18 protein-coding genes and 1 pseudogene are annotated in these 15,412 nt (G+C 63.6%); 14 read left to right on the top strand and 5 right to left on the bottom strand.

Annotated elements, in window-relative coordinates; translation table 11 throughout:
• Window position 1: 1 nt before the first annotated feature.
• The 5 genes from flhB to motA all read right to left on the bottom strand — a co-directional run bounded on the left by flhB (window position 2) and on the right by motA (window position 4,955).
• Window positions 2-1,084, bottom strand: a complete 1,083-nt coding sequence (gene flhB / locus C8J36_RS09870) for a flagellar biosynthesis protein FlhB (RefSeq protein WP_062595107.1) — start codon at window positions 1,082-1,084, stop codon at window positions 2-4.
• Window positions 1,085-1,298: 214 nt separating this feature from the next.
• Window positions 1,299-2,330: a flagellar motor switch protein FliG gene (gene fliG / locus C8J36_RS09865; protein WP_132534448.1), complete on the bottom strand. Its 1,032-nt coding sequence runs from the start codon at window positions 2,328-2,330 to the stop codon at window positions 1,299-1,301.
• Between the two features lie 159 nt (window positions 2,331-2,489).
• Window positions 2,490-3,074 (bottom strand): flagellar motor switch protein FliN, encoded by a 585-nt coding sequence (fliN, locus tag C8J36_RS09860; RefSeq protein ID WP_132534446.1) that lies wholly within the window; start codon window positions 3,072-3,074, stop codon window positions 2,490-2,492.
• Between the two features lie 60 nt (window positions 3,075-3,134).
• Window positions 3,135-4,073 (bottom strand): FliM/FliN family flagellar motor switch protein, encoded by a 939-nt coding sequence (locus tag C8J36_RS09855; RefSeq protein ID WP_062595104.1) that lies wholly within the window; start codon window positions 4,071-4,073, stop codon window positions 3,135-3,137.
• Between the two features lie 3 nt (window positions 4,074-4,076).
• Window positions 4,077-4,955, bottom strand: coding sequence for a flagellar motor stator protein MotA (motA, locus tag C8J36_RS09850; RefSeq protein ID WP_062470323.1), 879 nt, complete (start codon window positions 4,953-4,955; stop codon window positions 4,077-4,079).
• Window positions 4,956-5,165: 210 nt separating this feature from the next.
• Here motA and C8J36_RS09845 point away from each other — a divergent pair, with 210 nt between their 5' ends.
• The 14 genes and pseudogenes from C8J36_RS09845 to fliP all read left to right on the top strand — a co-directional run bounded on the left by C8J36_RS09845 (window position 5,166) and on the right by fliP (window position 15,237).
• Window positions 5,166-5,945: a DUF1217 domain-containing protein gene (locus C8J36_RS09845; protein ID WP_132534444.1), complete on the top strand. Its 780-nt coding sequence runs from the start codon at window positions 5,166-5,168 to the stop codon at window positions 5,943-5,945.
• A 2-nt stretch (window positions 5,946-5,947) separates the two neighbouring features.
• The gene (gene flgF / locus C8J36_RS09840; RefSeq protein ID WP_062595102.1) at window positions 5,948-6,673 is read left to right on the top strand and encodes a flagellar basal-body rod protein FlgF; all 726 of its coding nucleotides are present in this window, start codon (window positions 5,948-5,950) and stop codon (window positions 6,671-6,673) included.
• A 5-nt stretch (window positions 6,674-6,678) separates the two neighbouring features.
• A complete protein-coding gene (gene fliI / locus C8J36_RS09835) occupies window positions 6,679-8,061 on the top strand; it encodes a flagellar protein export ATPase FliI (protein WP_132534950.1) in 1,383 nt (460 codons plus the stop codon).
• A gap of 17 nt (window positions 8,062-8,078) precedes the next feature.
• Window positions 8,079-8,636 (top strand): hypothetical protein, encoded by a 558-nt coding sequence (locus tag C8J36_RS09830; protein WP_062595101.1) that lies wholly within the window; start codon window positions 8,079-8,081, stop codon window positions 8,634-8,636.
• Window positions 8,637-8,919: 283 nt separating this feature from the next.
• Window positions 8,920-9,300, top strand: a complete 381-nt coding sequence (flgB, locus tag C8J36_RS09825; RefSeq protein ID WP_062595558.1) for a flagellar basal body rod protein FlgB — start codon at window positions 8,920-8,922, stop codon at window positions 9,298-9,300.
• 5 nt (window positions 9,301-9,305) lie between these two features.
• Window positions 9,306-9,725: a flagellar basal body rod protein FlgC gene (gene flgC / locus C8J36_RS09820; RefSeq protein WP_062595557.1), complete on the top strand. Its 420-nt coding sequence runs from the start codon at window positions 9,306-9,308 to the stop codon at window positions 9,723-9,725.
• On the top strand, window positions 9,725-10,063 hold the full coding sequence (locus C8J36_RS09815; protein WP_132534442.1) for a flagellar hook-basal body complex protein FliE: 339 nt from the start codon (window positions 9,725-9,727) through the stop codon (window positions 10,061-10,063). The genes flgC and C8J36_RS09815 overlap by 1 nt, the downstream gene beginning before the upstream one ends.
• A gap of 25 nt (window positions 10,064-10,088) precedes the next feature.
• Window positions 10,089-10,877 carry a flagellar basal-body rod protein FlgG gene (gene flgG / locus C8J36_RS09810; RefSeq protein WP_062595099.1) on the top strand — a complete coding sequence of 263 codons (789 nt, stop codon included), beginning with the start codon at window positions 10,089-10,091 and terminating at the stop codon, window positions 10,875-10,877.
• A gap of 38 nt (window positions 10,878-10,915) precedes the next feature.
• Window positions 10,916-11,485: a flagellar basal body P-ring formation chaperone FlgA gene (flgA, locus tag C8J36_RS09805; RefSeq protein ID WP_245506514.1), complete on the top strand. Its 570-nt coding sequence runs from the start codon at window positions 10,916-10,918 to the stop codon at window positions 11,483-11,485.
• Window positions 11,486-11,583: 98 nt separating this feature from the next.
• Window positions 11,584-12,621: pseudogene (locus C8J36_RS09800) on the top strand (flagellar basal body P-ring protein FlgI); the annotation flags it as partial.
• Window positions 12,618-13,154 (top strand): MotE family protein, encoded by a 537-nt coding sequence (locus C8J36_RS09795; RefSeq protein WP_132534438.1) that lies wholly within the window; start codon window positions 12,618-12,620, stop codon window positions 13,152-13,154. The pseudogene C8J36_RS09800 and the gene C8J36_RS09795, both read left to right, overlap by 4 nt.
• Window positions 13,151-13,858: a flagellar basal body L-ring protein FlgH gene (flgH, locus tag C8J36_RS09790; protein ID WP_062595096.1), complete on the top strand. Its 708-nt coding sequence runs from the start codon at window positions 13,151-13,153 to the stop codon at window positions 13,856-13,858. The genes C8J36_RS09795 and flgH overlap by 4 nt, the downstream gene beginning before the upstream one ends.
• A 69-nt stretch (window positions 13,859-13,927) precedes the next feature.
• Entirely contained in the window at window positions 13,928-14,503 is a 576-nt protein-coding gene (locus C8J36_RS09785; RefSeq protein ID WP_132534436.1) for a flagellar basal body-associated FliL family protein, read from the top strand.
• Window positions 14,500-15,237 carry a flagellar type III secretion system pore protein FliP gene (gene fliP, locus C8J36_RS09780; RefSeq protein WP_062470289.1) on the top strand — a complete coding sequence of 246 codons (738 nt, stop codon included), beginning with the start codon at window positions 14,500-14,502 and terminating at the stop codon, window positions 15,235-15,237. Before C8J36_RS09785 ends, fliP begins: the two co-directional genes overlap by 4 nt.
• Window positions 15,238-15,412 lie beyond the last annotated feature (175 nt).

The following is a 15,412-nucleotide window of genomic DNA, read 5'->3' as shown; positions in this document are numbered from 1 at the left end:
ATCAGTTCATCCGTGTCGGGTTCGATTTCGTTGCGTAGACCCGGTGGATGAGTTCGGCGACCGCCTTGTAAAACACCGGTGGAATGACACTATCCACCGAGACTTGCGCAAACATTGAGCGAGCGAGGGGCGGGTCCTCGAAGACCGGTATGTTGTTTTCCTCCGCAAGGGCGCGAATGCGCAGCGCAACGAGGTCCTGCCCCTTGGCCACCACGACCGGGGCGTCGCCTTCTTCCCGCACATAGCGCAGCGCCACGGCAAAGTGGGTGGGGTTCGCGATGACAAGCGTTGCGCGCGGAACCGACGAAATCATCCGGCGCCGCGCACGGTCGCGGGCGATGGAGCGTAAGCGTGCCTTGACGATGGGGTCGCCCTGCGTCTGCTTCATTTCCTCCTTCACTTCCTGCTTGGTCATGCGCAGCTCGCTGTACCAGTGGTGCCGCGTCCAGAAGAAGTCGGCAATGGCGATGACGGCCGTGGAGAACAGGACGACGTTCATGATCTTGTTGAAGTCGCGGCCGATGATCTCGAAGATCGTGAACGGATCGGAGAACATGGCATCGAGCGTCGCGTAGAAGTCGTCCGACAGGGTGAGCGCGACGATGCCGGAGATGACGGCGATCTTGAAGAAGGACTTTGCGAACTCGACGAGGCCGGGAACGCTGTAAATCCGGGAGACGCCGGCAATCGGCGAGATCCGGTTGAGCTTCGGCGCGATCCGGTCGAGCACGGGGCTCGGAAGGTTCTGCAGGATCGACGAGCCCACGCCGAACGCGATCATCAGCACGAAGATCGGCACGACCAGGGAGCCCGACGCCCAGAGGAGTTTCGAGATCAGCGCCGACGCATCGTTCGACGTCGTGATTCGCCAGGCATCCGGTTGCTCGAAAACATCCTTCAGCGCTTCGGCCATGCTCCGAAATCCATCCGGCAGAAAGAAGACCACATAGATGTAGATGGCGAGCGTGGAAGCGAACATCGTGACTTCGCGGGAGAAGGGAACGTTGCCCTTCTCCACGGCATCGCTGAGCTTTTTCTCGGACGGCGATTCGGTTTTGCTGTCTTTATCCTGATCGTCCGACATGGAAACGGCCCTTCACGACGTCGCGCCTGCCGGGTCGGATCATCCCGGGCCGGCGGGCGCTGTTCGCCATGTTGTGGGCCGACGGGCCGCATCTGGCAAGGGCCTCGTCCGGGCCGGCCGGGTATGGGTTCAGCCCCGTTGAACGCGAAAAGCCCGCCGCGACGCAGGTCGCAGGCGGACTTCCGATGTCTTGGTACTGAAAGGCTCGACAGCCTTAAGCGGCGACCGATTCCTTCGGCTTCAGTTCGATCTGGCCGCTGGCGGCGAGCCGGATGGCTTCCTGCGTGACGGAGCGGCGGGCAACGGCGATGTCGCGCGGATTGATGCCGGCATCGCCGGAGCCCAGATCCGACTCGATCATGCGGCGCTGGCGGGCGCCGATCGAGGCGAGCACGCATTCGCGCAGTTCCATGCTCGATCCACGCAGCGCCATCGTGATGATGTCGCCCGAGATGTCGTTGAAGAGCGCGACGCGGCTCCTCTGCGGCATGAGGAGGATGTCGTCGAAGAGGAAGATCTTCGGCCGGACTTTCTTGACCGATTCGGTGCTGATCGATTCGAGCGAGGCGAGCAGCGTGTCGACGTCGTTCTTCTCCATCTCGTTCATGACTTCGGCGATCTTGACCGAACCGGCGGAGTTGCGGTCGGCATCCATCTCGCGCAGCAGTTCCACGACCCGCGTCTCGATGATCGCGGCAGCCTTCGGCGCCACGTTCTTCATGTTGACGGTTCGGTTGATGATGTCGGCGCGTCCGCTTTCCGGCAGCTGCAGCAGAACCTTGGCGCCGAAGGTCGAGGGCATCATGGAGAGGATATAGGCGATGGTCTGGGGGTGTTCGCGCGAAAGATGCTGCGAGACGAAGGTCGGATCGGCATCCTGCAGCCTGTCCCAGATGCTGGTCTCGTAGGACTGGAACGCGGTGCGGCGACCGAGCAGGCCGTCGACCTCGTCGGGCGTCAGGCCTTCTTCCAGAATGGCCTCGATGGCCTTGGCATTGTCCATCAGGCCCGCACCTTCGGTGAACAGGTCTTCGAACTCGTTGACGAGGATTTCCAGCTCGTGCGGCGGAATGGACCGCAGCGTCTGCGCGGAGGCGATGATGCCCTGCAGCTCGCTCTGCGTGAAGAACTTCAACAGTTTCCCGGCAATCGGCTTGCCCATGCTCAGGAGCACGGCGGCAGCCTTGTCCATCTGGGTCAGGGGGCGCGTCAGCGCCGATGCTTCGAAATCATCGTAATCCATCATGGATCCTTCCTTGACGGCGTCGCGCTCAGTCGCGACGTCGAAACGCTCTCACTCGGCTGCCGTGGTCTCCGGGCCCTGATGGTCCGGACGGCGTGCAGTCGCCCTTGCAGGATCTGAAAGCCGGCCGTCATGACCGCCTTTCACACGTTCTCGCGGCCCTCAGGCCTTCTTTCCGCTGTTCACCTCGATCAGCCTGACGCCGAACCGGGTGTCGTCTTCTTCCAGGACCGTGATCTCGCCACGGCCGATCACCCGGCCGTTGACCATGATCTCGACCGGCTCGCCGATCTTGCGGTCGAGCGCGATGGTCGCGCCTTCCGTCAGACCCATCAGGCCGGAAACCTGCATGCGGCTGGAGCCGAGCACGATCTGGACGTCGATCGGGATGTCCATGATCAGGTCGAGATTGCCATGCATCGTCGCGCCGGCGGTGGCCGAGGGCGTCGCAAAGCTGTCCTCGAACGCATCTTCACCGCCGCCGAAAGCCGTATCGGCAAAGGCCGTCGGCTCGGAGAAGGTGCCCGCGAAAGGATCTTCGTCCTGCGAGACCGCGCCGAAGTCGCTCATGAAATCGGGTTCTGCCGCAGGGGCCGCGCCGAAATCCATGTCGAAGCCGGTATCGGGAAGTCCGCCCTCGGCATCCGTCTTCAGAACGCCGCGCAGGTCATCGATCGCCTGGTCGAGCTCAGCATCGCCCGCTCCCGCGCTCATGTCTTCTGTAATGGGTGCTTTTCTGGGTGCCATGTCGAGAGTATTCCAGTTGAAACTTGCCCCAAGCCTGTCGCGGGCCGGGGGAGCGGCGGATTAGCGCGTGAGATGCTCGAGCAGCTCGTCTTCGGACCCGTAGGTGTCCTTGACCCGCACGGTGTAGCGTGTGCCGGAGCGTCCGAATTCACAAACATAGAGATCGCGGCCGTTCGCCTTCACGTCGACGCGCACATCCTTGGGGTCGTGGAAGGGAATGACGTCGCCCGGCTTCAGCTTTGTAATCGCGGCAAGCGTCAGCTCCTCGAGCCGGATATGCGCCTGCAGCTCGACCATGGAGCGGCGAACCTGCTGTTCGACCTGTTCGGCCCAGGCCGACTTCTGGCGGCGGGCCTGTCCGATGCCCTTGGGAAACACGATCGTCGTCTTCAGCAGCGTCTGCTGCGGCACGAGGATCGAGAAGGTCGAGAGCACGGGTCCGACGCCGAGCGAAATGTTGACGCAGGCGGCAAAGACGTCCTCGGCCTCCTTGTCGGCCGCCGGCCGGTTCTCGGCATTATAGGCCTTGCCGACATTCGGCTCGAAGCCGCCTGCCGCGTTCACGGCGGACTTCAGAACCCCCGCCACCTTTTCGAACACGATGGCCGCGACATCGAGCTCGATGCCCGACAGATTGCGCGGACGCGGTTCCTCGATCGATTCGGCCGGAGACCCCAGCAGCATTTCCATCATGGCGATGATCGCCGGGCTGTCGCAGCTGATGGTGAAATCGTTGCACCAGTTGCGCAGCAGACAATCCGACAGCGCGACCCCGTCGCCAAGCTTGCGGATCAGCTCGCTCTTCAGGCCGGTGTCGAAGCCGGCATAGCCGATGGTCAGGTCGAGCCCGGTTTCGCTCTGCAGCAGGTCGGGCAGGAACTCGCCGAACACCTGGCCGAGATCGGCGCAGATCTTGCCGATCGTCTTGTCGTCGCCCAGCGCACCCGTCATGCGCGCCAGCAGTCTGCGATCGAAGGAGTAGATGTTTTCGCTGGTCATGGATCAGGCCGCCTTGCTCTCGCCGCCACCGCCCGGGTTCATCATTTCCTGCTCCACGGCGTCGATCGACGGACGCTCGTAGGAGGAGATCGTCTTGCGGCCGTATTCGAGCGCCACCTGCGGCACGGAGCCGTTCATGTAGGCGAGCAGCGTCTGCTTGACGATGATGTAGAGGCGGTTCTGCTTTTCGCGCACATGCTTCACGTTGGCGATCAGCGGGCTGACGATGCAGTAGGACAGGAAGATGCCGAGCATGGTGCCGACGAGCGCGGCTGCGATCTTGCCGCCGAGAACTTCCGGGCTTTCCGTGATGGCGCCCATGGCCTTGATGACCCCGAGAACGGCCGCGACGATGCCGATGGCGGGGAAGGCGTCGCCCATCGTCGCCAGCGAGTTGTAGGAGTGCATCTTGTCGTGGGTGATCGTGTTGATCTCCTCGTCCATCAGCGCCTCGATCTCGTGGCTGCGGGCATTGCCGATGATGATGAGGCGGACATAGTCGCAGATGAAGGCCGTCAGGTCCTTGTTCTTCAGGACGGTCGGGGCCTGCTGGAAGATCGCGGATTCGTCGGGATTGTCGATATGGCTTTCGATCTCGTTGCGCGACTTGGTGCGCAGGTCGCGCATCAGGCTGTAGAGAACGCCGAGCGTATCGAGATATTCCCGCTGCTTGGGCACCTTGTGCTTGAAGGCCTCGACGAGCGCCTTTCCGGCGTCCTTCACGGTCTTCATGGAGTTGCCCATGATGAAGCCGCCGATACCCGCGCCGCCGATGATGACAAGCTCGAAAGGCTGGTTGAGAACGGCCATGTGCCCGCCCATCGCAATGAAGCCGCCGAGAATACAGCCCATTGTCATGACGAGCCCGATGATGATGTTCATGTCTCTACCTGCCGCAGTGGTGGATTGTGGTGTCCATCCCTAGGGTTCGTTGCTTGCGTGAGGCTGGCTGCAACCCCGGCGAAAGCGCGGGCGAAAGCACGATGGAAAAGTGCAGGTCGCCCCATCAGGTTCGCGCAAGCCGTAAGGTCCAGCTTGTCGAGCGAACAGGAGCCGGGCCCGAGCCATGCGCTTCGCCATCGAGGACATGCCTTGACCACCACCTTCACCAGCTACAGGCAGATCACCGCGGACCTCACGACGTCGCTGAAGCGCGTCACGGAGAAGCCCGACGTCGCCCGGGAAACCGAGTATTATCTCGCCCATATCGGCAATGTGAAATCGATTGACGACTTCTTTGCCGACAGCCGTCTCTATGACTACGCGCTGAAGGCGCACGGGCTGGAGGACATGGGTTACGCCAAGGCCTTCATGCGCAAGGTGCTGACCGAAGGCGTGGCCAGCGACGACGCGTTCGCCAACAAGCTGTCCGACAGCCGCTACACGGAGCTCGTCAAGTCGCTCAACTTCGCCGCGGACGGCGCTGCCGCCACCGCGTCCGACAAGGCTCGCAAGGGCGTGACGGACAAATATGCGCGCCAGACGCTGGAGCAGGATGCGGGCGAGGACAATGCCGGCGTTCGCCTCGCGCTCTATTTCGAACGCATGGCGCCCGGCGTCAGCAATGCCTACGGGCTCCTGGCCGACGAGGCCATGGGGCAGGTCGTTCGCACGCTCATGCAGGTGCCCGAGGCTTTCGCGGCGGCCGACATCGACAAGCAGGCCGATGCCGTTTCCAAGGCGATCGACCTCAAGGATCTGAAGGATCCGCAGAAGCTGTCGAAGCTGATGGAGCGCTTTACCGCGCTCTGGGAGCTGGACAATGCCACGAGCAGCTACGACCCCCTCGCGCTGTTCGGCACGCAGAGCGGCTTCGGCATCTCGTCCGACCTGCTCCTGTCCATCAACACCCTGAAGCTCGGAGGTCGATGAGCATGCAAACCGGTCTGTACGTCGGCGTTTCCTCGCAGATTGCGCTCGAAAAGCGCATGAACACCCTGGCCGACAATGTCGCCAATTCCACCACCGTCGGCTTTCGCGCCACGGAAGTGAAGTTCAACACGGTGCTCGGCGACACCAAGCCGAACAAGGTCGCCTTCGTCGGCGAGGGTGCGGAGTTTCTGAACACCAAGTCGGGTGGCCTCTCCCACACGGGCAACACGCTCGACGTCGCCATCAAGGGCGATGCCTGGCTGTCCATCGAGACGCCCGCCGGTCCCGCTTTGACGCGGGACGGACGCTTCTCGCTGACGGAGACCGGCGATCTCGTCACCCTGCGCGGCTATCCGGTTCTCGATGCCGGCGGCGCGCCCATCCAGCTGAACGCCAATGCCGGCGAGATCTCCATCGCCAATGACGGCGCCATTCGCCAGAACGGCAACCAGGTCGCCGCGCTCGGCCTCTATGAGGCCAATTTCGCCAATGGCTTCAGCCGCTACGACAATTCCGCCATTCTTCCCAATGCCGCCTCGGAGCCGGTCGTCGACCGCATGGATGTCGGCGTGATGCAGGGATATGTCGAGGAATCCAACGTCAATCCCGTTCAGGAAATGTCGCAGCTGATCACCGTCTCGCGCGCCTTCGAGAGCATCGCCTCCCTGCTGCGCGACAGCGAGACCTCGCTGGATGAGGCGATCAAGACGCTCGGTGGCAGCAAGTGACGGTCATCAACGATCAGCCGCTGGATGTCCGGCAGGCCTCGACCGCGCTGTCGGCGCTCGCCGGTCTCGTCGATCGGTATTCCCGGCCCGAGCATGCCGTGGCGCCCGGCGGGCATGTCCAGACCATCTCGCCCGGCCACTACACGGTCAGCGGCCTGTCCCGCCATGTTCGCCTCGGCGAGTTCGTCGCCCACAAGAGCGCGACCGGCATCCATCTCGGCGAGGTCGTCAAGGTCGAGCCCGAAACCGTCGTCGTCTGCCCGATCGAGCCGGGCGAGCCGATCGGCATTCACGACACGGTCATCCGCAAGGGCGCCTTCCGCGTCGCGCCCACCGCCAGCTGGTGCGGCCGCACCATCAATTCGCTCGGCGAGCCGATCGACGGTCGCGGGCCTATGATGCAGGGCGACGTCCGCCGGGCGATCTCCACCTCCGCGCCGCCTTCCATGACGCGCCAGCGCGTCGAGCACGGCTTTCGCACCGGCGTCCGCGCGGTCGATATCTTCTCGCCGCTCTGCCTTGGCCAGCGTCTCGGCGTCTTCGCCGGCTCCGGCGTCGGCAAATCGACGCTGCTGTCCATGCTCGCGCGCGCCGACGCCTTCGACCGGGTGGTCATCGCGCTTGTGGGCGAACGCGGTCGCGAAGTGCGCGAATTCATCGAGGACACCCTCGGCGACAACCTGAAGAAGTCGGTCGCCGTGGTCGCGACCAGCGACGAGAGCCCGATGCTGCGCAAGATGGCGCCGCTGACGGCCATCACCATTGCCGAGCATTTCCGCGACCAGGGCGACAACGTCCTCCTCATCATCGACAGCGTGACCCGCTTCGCGCACGCCATCCGCGAAGTCGCGACCGCATCCGGCGAGCCGCCGATCGCGCGCGGCTATCCCGCGTCCGTCTTTACGGAGCTGCCGCGCCTTCTGGAACGCGCCGGCCCCGGTCCCGAGGGAACGGGCACGATCACCGCCATCATCTCGATCCTCGTCGATGGCGACAATCACAACGACCCGATCGCGGACTCGACGCGCGGCATTCTCGACGGCCATATCGTCATGGACCGCAGCCTTGCGGAAGAGGGGCGTTATCCCCCGATCAACCCGCTGTCCTCCGTCTCGCGTCTCGCGCGCAAGGCCTGGACGCCGGATCAGGAAATGCTGGTATCGCGGCTGAAGTCGCTGATCCATCGTTTCGAGGAGACCCGCGATCTGCGCCTCATCGGCGGCTATCGTCCAGGCTCGGATCCCGATCTCGACATGGCCATCAAGCAGGTGCCGGTCATCTACGACATCCTGAAACAGACACCGGGCGAACGCCCTGCCTTCGACGCCTTCACCGACCTCGCCAATGCGCTGAAGGCCGGAGCGGGCGCGCAGCAGGCGCGTCGCTGACAAGGAGAGGGGCCGCTATGAACGACACGGACGCAGACGAAATCGTCCGGCAGCGCAAGCTCGCCGATCGCATGCCCGTCATCGACAAGGCTTTGGCCGGCACGGGCATCGCCCTTGCGGGTCTCGCCATGTTCTTTCCGTGGTACGCCTTCCTGCACCAGGAGAAATTCGCGCTTCCCGCCCTTTGGACCGGTGCCACCCGCGATCTGCCGCAAAAGATCGGCACGCCGGGCATGGCCTCCGCTCCCCAGGCCTCCCCGTTGGAGCCGGCAGGTTCGCTGACGGCGGAAACCCAGGCTGCCGTCGACCGGCTCACCACGGCAACCGTCCCCGCACCGCCGTCGAAACCGGGCGAAGCCGACGCGCCGATGCTCGACCAGCCTTTCCCGGGATCGAGCACCTTCAAGCTCATCCACGTCGCCGGCGGTCGCGCCCTGATCGAGGACGTCAGCGGCATGTATATCGTCCGGGTTGGCTCGCCCCTGCCGGACAACAGTCGGCTCGCCACGCTCGAAGAGCGTGACGGCAACTGGGTGATGATCACGTCAAAGGGAGACGTCTTCAAGGCGGAATGACACGTTCCGCCTGTCCCTTTCTTCCGCTTGCATGATGCTTGCGCGGGCTCGCCATCTCCAGGGATGGCCGCGGCACCCTTCGCGTTCTCGTGACGCCGGGTCCGACACGCCCCGGAGGCCAGCCTTGAGTTTAGCTCCCGCTCCCCGCCATGACGGCCCGCCCACATCTTGGTCGAAGGCCGATTTTCGCGCGTTTTTCACGCGCCGAAAGCCTGCAAATCTGCGCCAGTCCCACGCAAGTTTACGCGCCTAGTGTCTCCATCAACAAGCATGGAGTCGCATGATGCAACCTATTCAGCTGTTCGAACTGGCATCGAGGCAAGCACAATGGCTCGCCGTCCGCCAGAATGTCGTCGCAGGCAACATCGCCAACGCCAATACGCCGCACTACGCATCGAAGGACATCAAGCCGTTCGATAGCGTCATGAAGGAAACCGGCTTCCAGCTGGCGGCCACCAATCCCGCGCATTTCACCAGCGGCCCCTTGAGCAACCAGGTCACGGAGACGTCGCTGGTCGAGGATGGCGAAGTCCAGCAGTCGGGCAACAGCGTCGAGATCGAGAAAGAGCTCATGAAGTCCGGCGAGGTGAAGCGGGATTACGAACTCAACACCGGTCTGGTGAAGTCCTTCCATCGCATGATGCTGATGGTCGTCAGGAAGTAATGGTCATGGATCCTCTCGTCTCCGCTCTCAAAGTCGCAGCCTCCGGTCTCGAAGCCGAGTCCACGCGCCTGCGCATCGTGTCCGAAAACATCGCCAACGCCCGTTCGACCGGCGATACCGCCGGTGCCGACCCCTACCGTCGCAAGACGGTCAGCTTCTCCGCCGAGGTGGACCGCGTCAGCGGCGCGTCGAGCGTCGAGGTCCAGAAACTGGGCGTCGATCAGTCCGACTTCACCGTCGAGTTCGATCCGGGCAATCCGGCCGCCGACTCCAAGGGCATGGTCAAGCTGCCCAATGTCAACGTGCTGATCGAAATGGCCGACATGCGCGAAGCCAACCGTTCCTACGAGGCCAACCTGCAGACCACCAAGCAGGCCCGCGACCTCATTTCCCAGACAATCGACCTCCTGAGGGCCTCGCAATAATGATCGACGCAATCAAGACCATCGGTGCGGCACTCTCCACCGCCACCGAAAGCACCACCAACGCCACGGGCTCCGCGGCCTCCATCGCCTCCCAGGCTCTGGGCGGCGCAGCGCCGGCCGGGCAGAGCTTCTCGGACGTCTTCAGCGGCATGGCATCGGAGATGACCAATTCGCTGCGCTCCGCGGAAACCTCGTCCATCCAGGGGATCAGCGGCAAGGCCAACACCCGAGACGTCATCGATGCCGTCATGAGCGCCGAACAGTCGCTCCAGACCGCCATCGCCATCCGCGACAAGATCGTCACGGCCTATCTCGAAATTGCCCGTACACCGATCTGAGGCGCGGATCTAAAGGAATAGTACCATGAAGGCTCTCTCCATTGCCGCCACCGGCATGAACGCCCAGCAGCTGAACCTCGAAGTGATCGCGAACAATATCGCGAACATCAACACGACGGGCTACAAGCGGGCACGCGCCGAGTTCTCCGACCTTCTCTACCAGACCGAGCGCGCGGCCGGCGTCGCCAACCGCTCCAACCAGGCGATCGTGCCCGAAGGCGCCAAGGTCGGTCTCGGTGTCCAGACGTCCGCCGTGCGCAACCTGCACATTCAGGGCAGCCCCGTTCAGACGGGCAACGACCTCGACGTGATGCTGATGGGCAAGGGCTGGTTTCAGATCGAAATGCCCGACGGTGAGATGGCCTATACCCGGGCTGGCGCCTTCAACACCAACGAGACGGGACAGCTCGTCACCATCGACGGATATACCGTCTCTCCCGGCGTCACCATTCCGCAAGGCTCGACCGATATCACCATTTCCGGGTCCGGCCAGATCATGGCCCGTCTGAACGGCGCCTCCATCCCCGCCCAGGTCGGCCAGCTGACGATCGCGAACTTCATCAACGAAACGGGTCTCGATCCCCAGGGCGACAACCTCTTCAAGGAAAGCCCTGCATCCGGCCCTCCGGTCGTCGGCACGCCGGCGGATCCGGGCTACGCCTCCATCAAGCAGAAATATCTCGAGGCGTCGAACGTCGATCCGGTCAAGGAAATCACCGACCTCATCTCAGCGCAGCGTGCCTATGAGATGAACTCCAAGATCATCCAGGCCGCCGACGAGATGGCCTCCACCGTCAGCAAGAACCTGAGATAAGCGGCCAGAGCCCGGAAGACACGGAAGGAGCGGCAGACATGATGTTTCGCCCGATGAACAGGTTGAGAACGGTGGGGTCGGCGGCGCGCATCGTGCAGCCCGCACTCCGGCGCCTGATGGCCACGATGCTGTGCGCTGCCGCCCTTTCGACGATGACGATCACCGGCGCCAACGGCCAGGCCGGCAGCCAGACGGGTGTCCGGGACGGGGCACAGCCCGCGTCGAAGACGGCCGTCATCCCCACGGAAACCATCTATCCCGGCCAGACCATCGAGGAAGGCCACCTGCAGGTGGTCGCCGTGACCAATCCGGACCTGTCCGGCGATTACGCCTCCGGGCTTGAGGAAGTCGTCGGCAAGATCACGAACCGGACGCTTCTCGCCGGCCGCGTCATCTTCGTCGCCGGACTGCGCGAACCCTATGCCGTGGAACGCGGCAAGGCCGTGCGGATCGTCTATTCGAACGGCTCGCTGACGATCAGCGCCGGCGGCTCGCCGCTCGACAATGCCGCCGTCGGCGACCTCATTCGCATTCGCAACACCGATTCCGGCATGATCGTATCGGGCACCGTCATGGCAGACGGAACAGTTCACGTGGTGGCAAAATGATCGTTTCCATGGCACGGCGCCTCATTGCAGTGGTTGCGGCGCTCGCTCTCAGCCTGCCGCTTAACCTGACCCTCGGCGTCGAAACCGCATCCGCGGCAGCCCGCATCAAGGATGTGGCCTCGCTGCAGTCGGGTCGCGACAACCAGTTGATCGGCTACGGCCTCGTCGTCGGCCTGCAGGGAACGGGCGACAGCCTGCGCTCCTCGCCCTTCACCGAGCAGTCGCTGCGCGCCATGCTGCAGAACCTCGGCATCTCCACGCAGGGCGGCGAGTCGCGGTCGAAGAATATTGCGGCCGTGCTCGTCACCGCCAACCTTCCCCCCTTCGCCAGTCCCGGCAGCCGCATCGACGTCACCGTCGGGTCGCTCGGCGACAGCACGTCGCTGCGCGGCGGCACGCTGGTCATGACCTCGCTCTCGGGCGCGGACGGACAGATCTATGCGGTGGCCCAGGGCTCCGTCGTCGTGACCGGCTTCAGTGCCCAGGGGGATGCCGCAACCCTGCAGCAGGGCATCACGACGGCCGGCCGCGTGCCGAACGGCGCGATCATCGAGCGCGAGCTTCCGGCAAAGTTCAAGGATGCGATCAATCTCGTCCTGCAGCTTCGCAACCCCGACTTTTCCACTTCCGTCGGCATGGCCGCGGCCATCAACCGCTATGGGCGCGAGCAGTTCGGCGGCCAGATCGCCGAGGCCCGCGACAGCCAGACCGTCATCATCGACAAGCCGAAGATGGCCGATCTCGCGCGCCTGATGGCCGATATCGAAAACCTCGTCATCGAAACGGACGTCCCCGCCCGTGTCGTCGTCAACGAGCGCACCGGCACGATCGTCATCGGGCAGGATGTGCAGATCTCGCCGGTCGCGGTCAGCTTCGGCACGCTGACGGTGCAGGTCACGGAGACGCCGACGGTCGTCCAGCCCGAACCCTTCTCTCGTGGCGAGACCGCCATCGAGCCGAACACGCAGATCGATGCCAGCCAGGCAGGCGGCAAGGTCGCGATCCTCAACGGGTCCAATCTGCGCACGCTCGTCTCGGGCCTGAATTCGATCGGCGTGAAGCCGGACGGCATCATTTCCATTCTTCAAGGCATCAAATCGGCCGGTGCCCTCCAGGCGGAGCTCGTTCTGCAATGATCGCGAACCACATGTCATCCGCGCGCCTGCGCCAGCTGCTCATCGGCGCCGCGACGAGCCTTGTCCTGACGATCCCGGGTGCATTCGCCCAGGAGGTCGCATCCCCGTCCGGCACGGGCGCCCCCGAGGGCGGCGAGATCCAGCAGTTCTGCACCAACATTGCAGATGCCGCCCGCGACCAGCGTTATCTGCTGCAGAAGCAGCAGATCGAGCAGCTGCAGGCCGGCGTCGACGAGCGCATCGCCCTTCTGGAAAAGCGGCGCGCGGAATACGAGGACTGGCGCAAGCGCCGCGACGAATTCCTGAAGCAGGCCGAGCTCAACCTCGTCGACATCTACAAGACCATGAAGCCGGATGCGGCGGCGAGCAAGCTGTCGCTGGTGCGCGCCGAAATCGCTGCCGCGGTCATCATGAAGCTGCCGCCCCGCCAGTCCAGCCTCATCCTCAGCGAGATGAGCGACGAGAAGGCGGCCGTCCTGACCAACATCATCTCCAGTGCCGCCGATCCGAACACATCGAAGGAACCGTCATGAAAATTCGCCTTTCGGCCGCCCTGGCCGCAAGTCTTCTGACCGGTTGCCAGTCGTCCCTGCACGATGTCGGCCGCGCCCCCGCCATGAGCCCCATCGGCAGCGGCCTGCAATACACGCAGACGCCGCAGCTCGCGATGTATCCCAAGGAGCCGCATCAGGTGGCCAGCGGCTACTCGCTGTGGAGCGACCAGCAGTCGGCGCTCTTCAAGGACGCCCGCGCCATGAAGATCGGCGACATCATCACCGTCGATATCCGCATCGACGACAAGGCGAGCTTCGACAACAAGACCGACCGCAAGCGGACCAACGACAGCGGCTACAATCTCGGCGCGGCCGGCAATTCCCAGACGAGCGATTTCGCCTGGAAGGGCAATCTCGATTACGGCTCCAACACCTCGACGAAGGGGGAGGGGACGACGGAGCGATCCGAAAAGCTCGTCCTTCTCGTCGCCGCCGTGGTCACGGGCGTGCTGGAAAACGGCAACCTCTTGATCAGCGGCTCGCAGGAGGTTCGCGTCAATCACGAGCTCCGGATCCTCAATGTCGCGGGTATCGTGCGGCCGCAGGACGTCGATGCGAAGAACATGATCTCCTACGACAAGATCGCCGAGGCCCGCATCTCCTATGGCGGCCGTGGCCGCCTGACCGAAGTGCAGCAGCCGCCCTGGGGTCAGCAGGTCATGGACATCATATCGCCGCTCTGATCGCGCTTCGACCGGCAGGTGCCGGCGGACGGAACGGAACGGACATCTGGAAGGCTTGAGCGAGGCGAGATGGACGAGATCGAAAACGGCACACCGCCGAAAAAGAAAAGCGGCATGGTCATGACCATCGCGGCGGTCGCCATCGTCTCCGTGCTCGGTGCCGGCGGCGGCTGGTTCCTCGGCAGCATGCTGGCGCCGGAGCCGCTGACCTCCGACGAGGCCCGCGTGCTTGAGGAAGCCAAGGCGACCATCAGGACGCGGGAAGCCGCAGAAGCCGCCAACGAGGCCGCGCCTCCGGGCGGCGGGCACGGCGAGGCCAGTAAGGAAGACAAGGACGGCCTGCCGAAGGCCTCGACCGAAGCCAACGGCGTCCTGCAGCTCGACCCGATCACCACCAACCTGTCCTATCCCACGGAGAACTGGATCCGGCTGGAGCTGGCGCTTCTTTTCAAGGGCGCGCCGGACGTCGCCATGGCCCAGCAGATCCACGAGGATATCGCAACCTACCTGCGGACCGTCTCGCTGCAGCAGATCCAGGGCCCCCGCGGCTTCCAGTATCTGAAGGACGATATTCAGGAACGGGTTGACCTGCGCTCCGAAGGGCGCGTAACGAATGTGATCTTCAGAACATTCGTGGTCCAATGATTCGTCTGGTCGCATTCATAGCCGCCATGGTCGCCATGACGGGGATCGCAGGGGCGCAGGGCTTCCCCTCGCAGATCTTCAACCAGCCGATCGACGGCTCCGCGGCCTCGTGGATCATTCGCACGTTCGGGCTTCTGACGATCCTGTCGGTCGCGCCCGGCATCCTCATCATGGTCACGAGCTTCCCACGCTTCGTCATCGCCTTTGCGATCCTGCGCACAGGCATGGGTCTCGCCACCACCCCCTCGAACATGATCATGGTCAGCCTCGCGCTGTTCATGACCTTCTACGTCATGGCACCCACATTCGACCGGGCGTGGCGGGAGGGCGTCGATCCGCTCATCCAGAACCAGATCACCGAGACCGAGGCGCTCACGCGCATCAGCGAGCCCTTCCGCGAGTTCATGCTCGCCAACACGCGCGACCGGGATCTCCAGCTCTTCGTCGAGATCGCCCAGGAGAAGAACCAGACCGTCGTCGTGGATGGTCGCGTCGACCTGCGTGCCGTCATCCCCGCCTTCATGATCTCCGAGATCCGGCGCGGATTCGAGATCGGCTTCCTGATCATGCTGCCCTTCCTCGTCATCGACCTGATCGTGGCGACCATCACGATGGCGATGGGCATGATGATGCTGCCGCCGACCTCCATCTCGCTGCCGTTCAAGATTCTCTTCTTCGTGCTGATCGACGGCTGGAACCTGCTCGTCGGCAGTTTGGTGCGCTCGTTCAACTGACCTTGCGGGCGTGGTTAACCAAGTACTGTTCGGCACGGTATATTTAGTCTTAATCCGTTTTCTAAGTCATTGTTATAAAACGAATATTCTGCGGCGAGATGGGAATCCGCCGCGGACGGAGCTGCCCTGCGCCAAAGGTCGATTTAAGCAAATCGCAAGCTTTGAATGCGATATT

It is taken from the genome of Rhizobium sp. PP-F2F-G48 (assembly GCF_004342335.1).
GTDB lineage: Bacteria > Pseudomonadota > Alphaproteobacteria > Rhizobiales > Rhizobiaceae > Ferranicluibacter.
The sequence above is the reverse complement of the archived record's forward strand: the minus strand, read 5'-3'. Positions and strand labels throughout refer to the sequence as shown.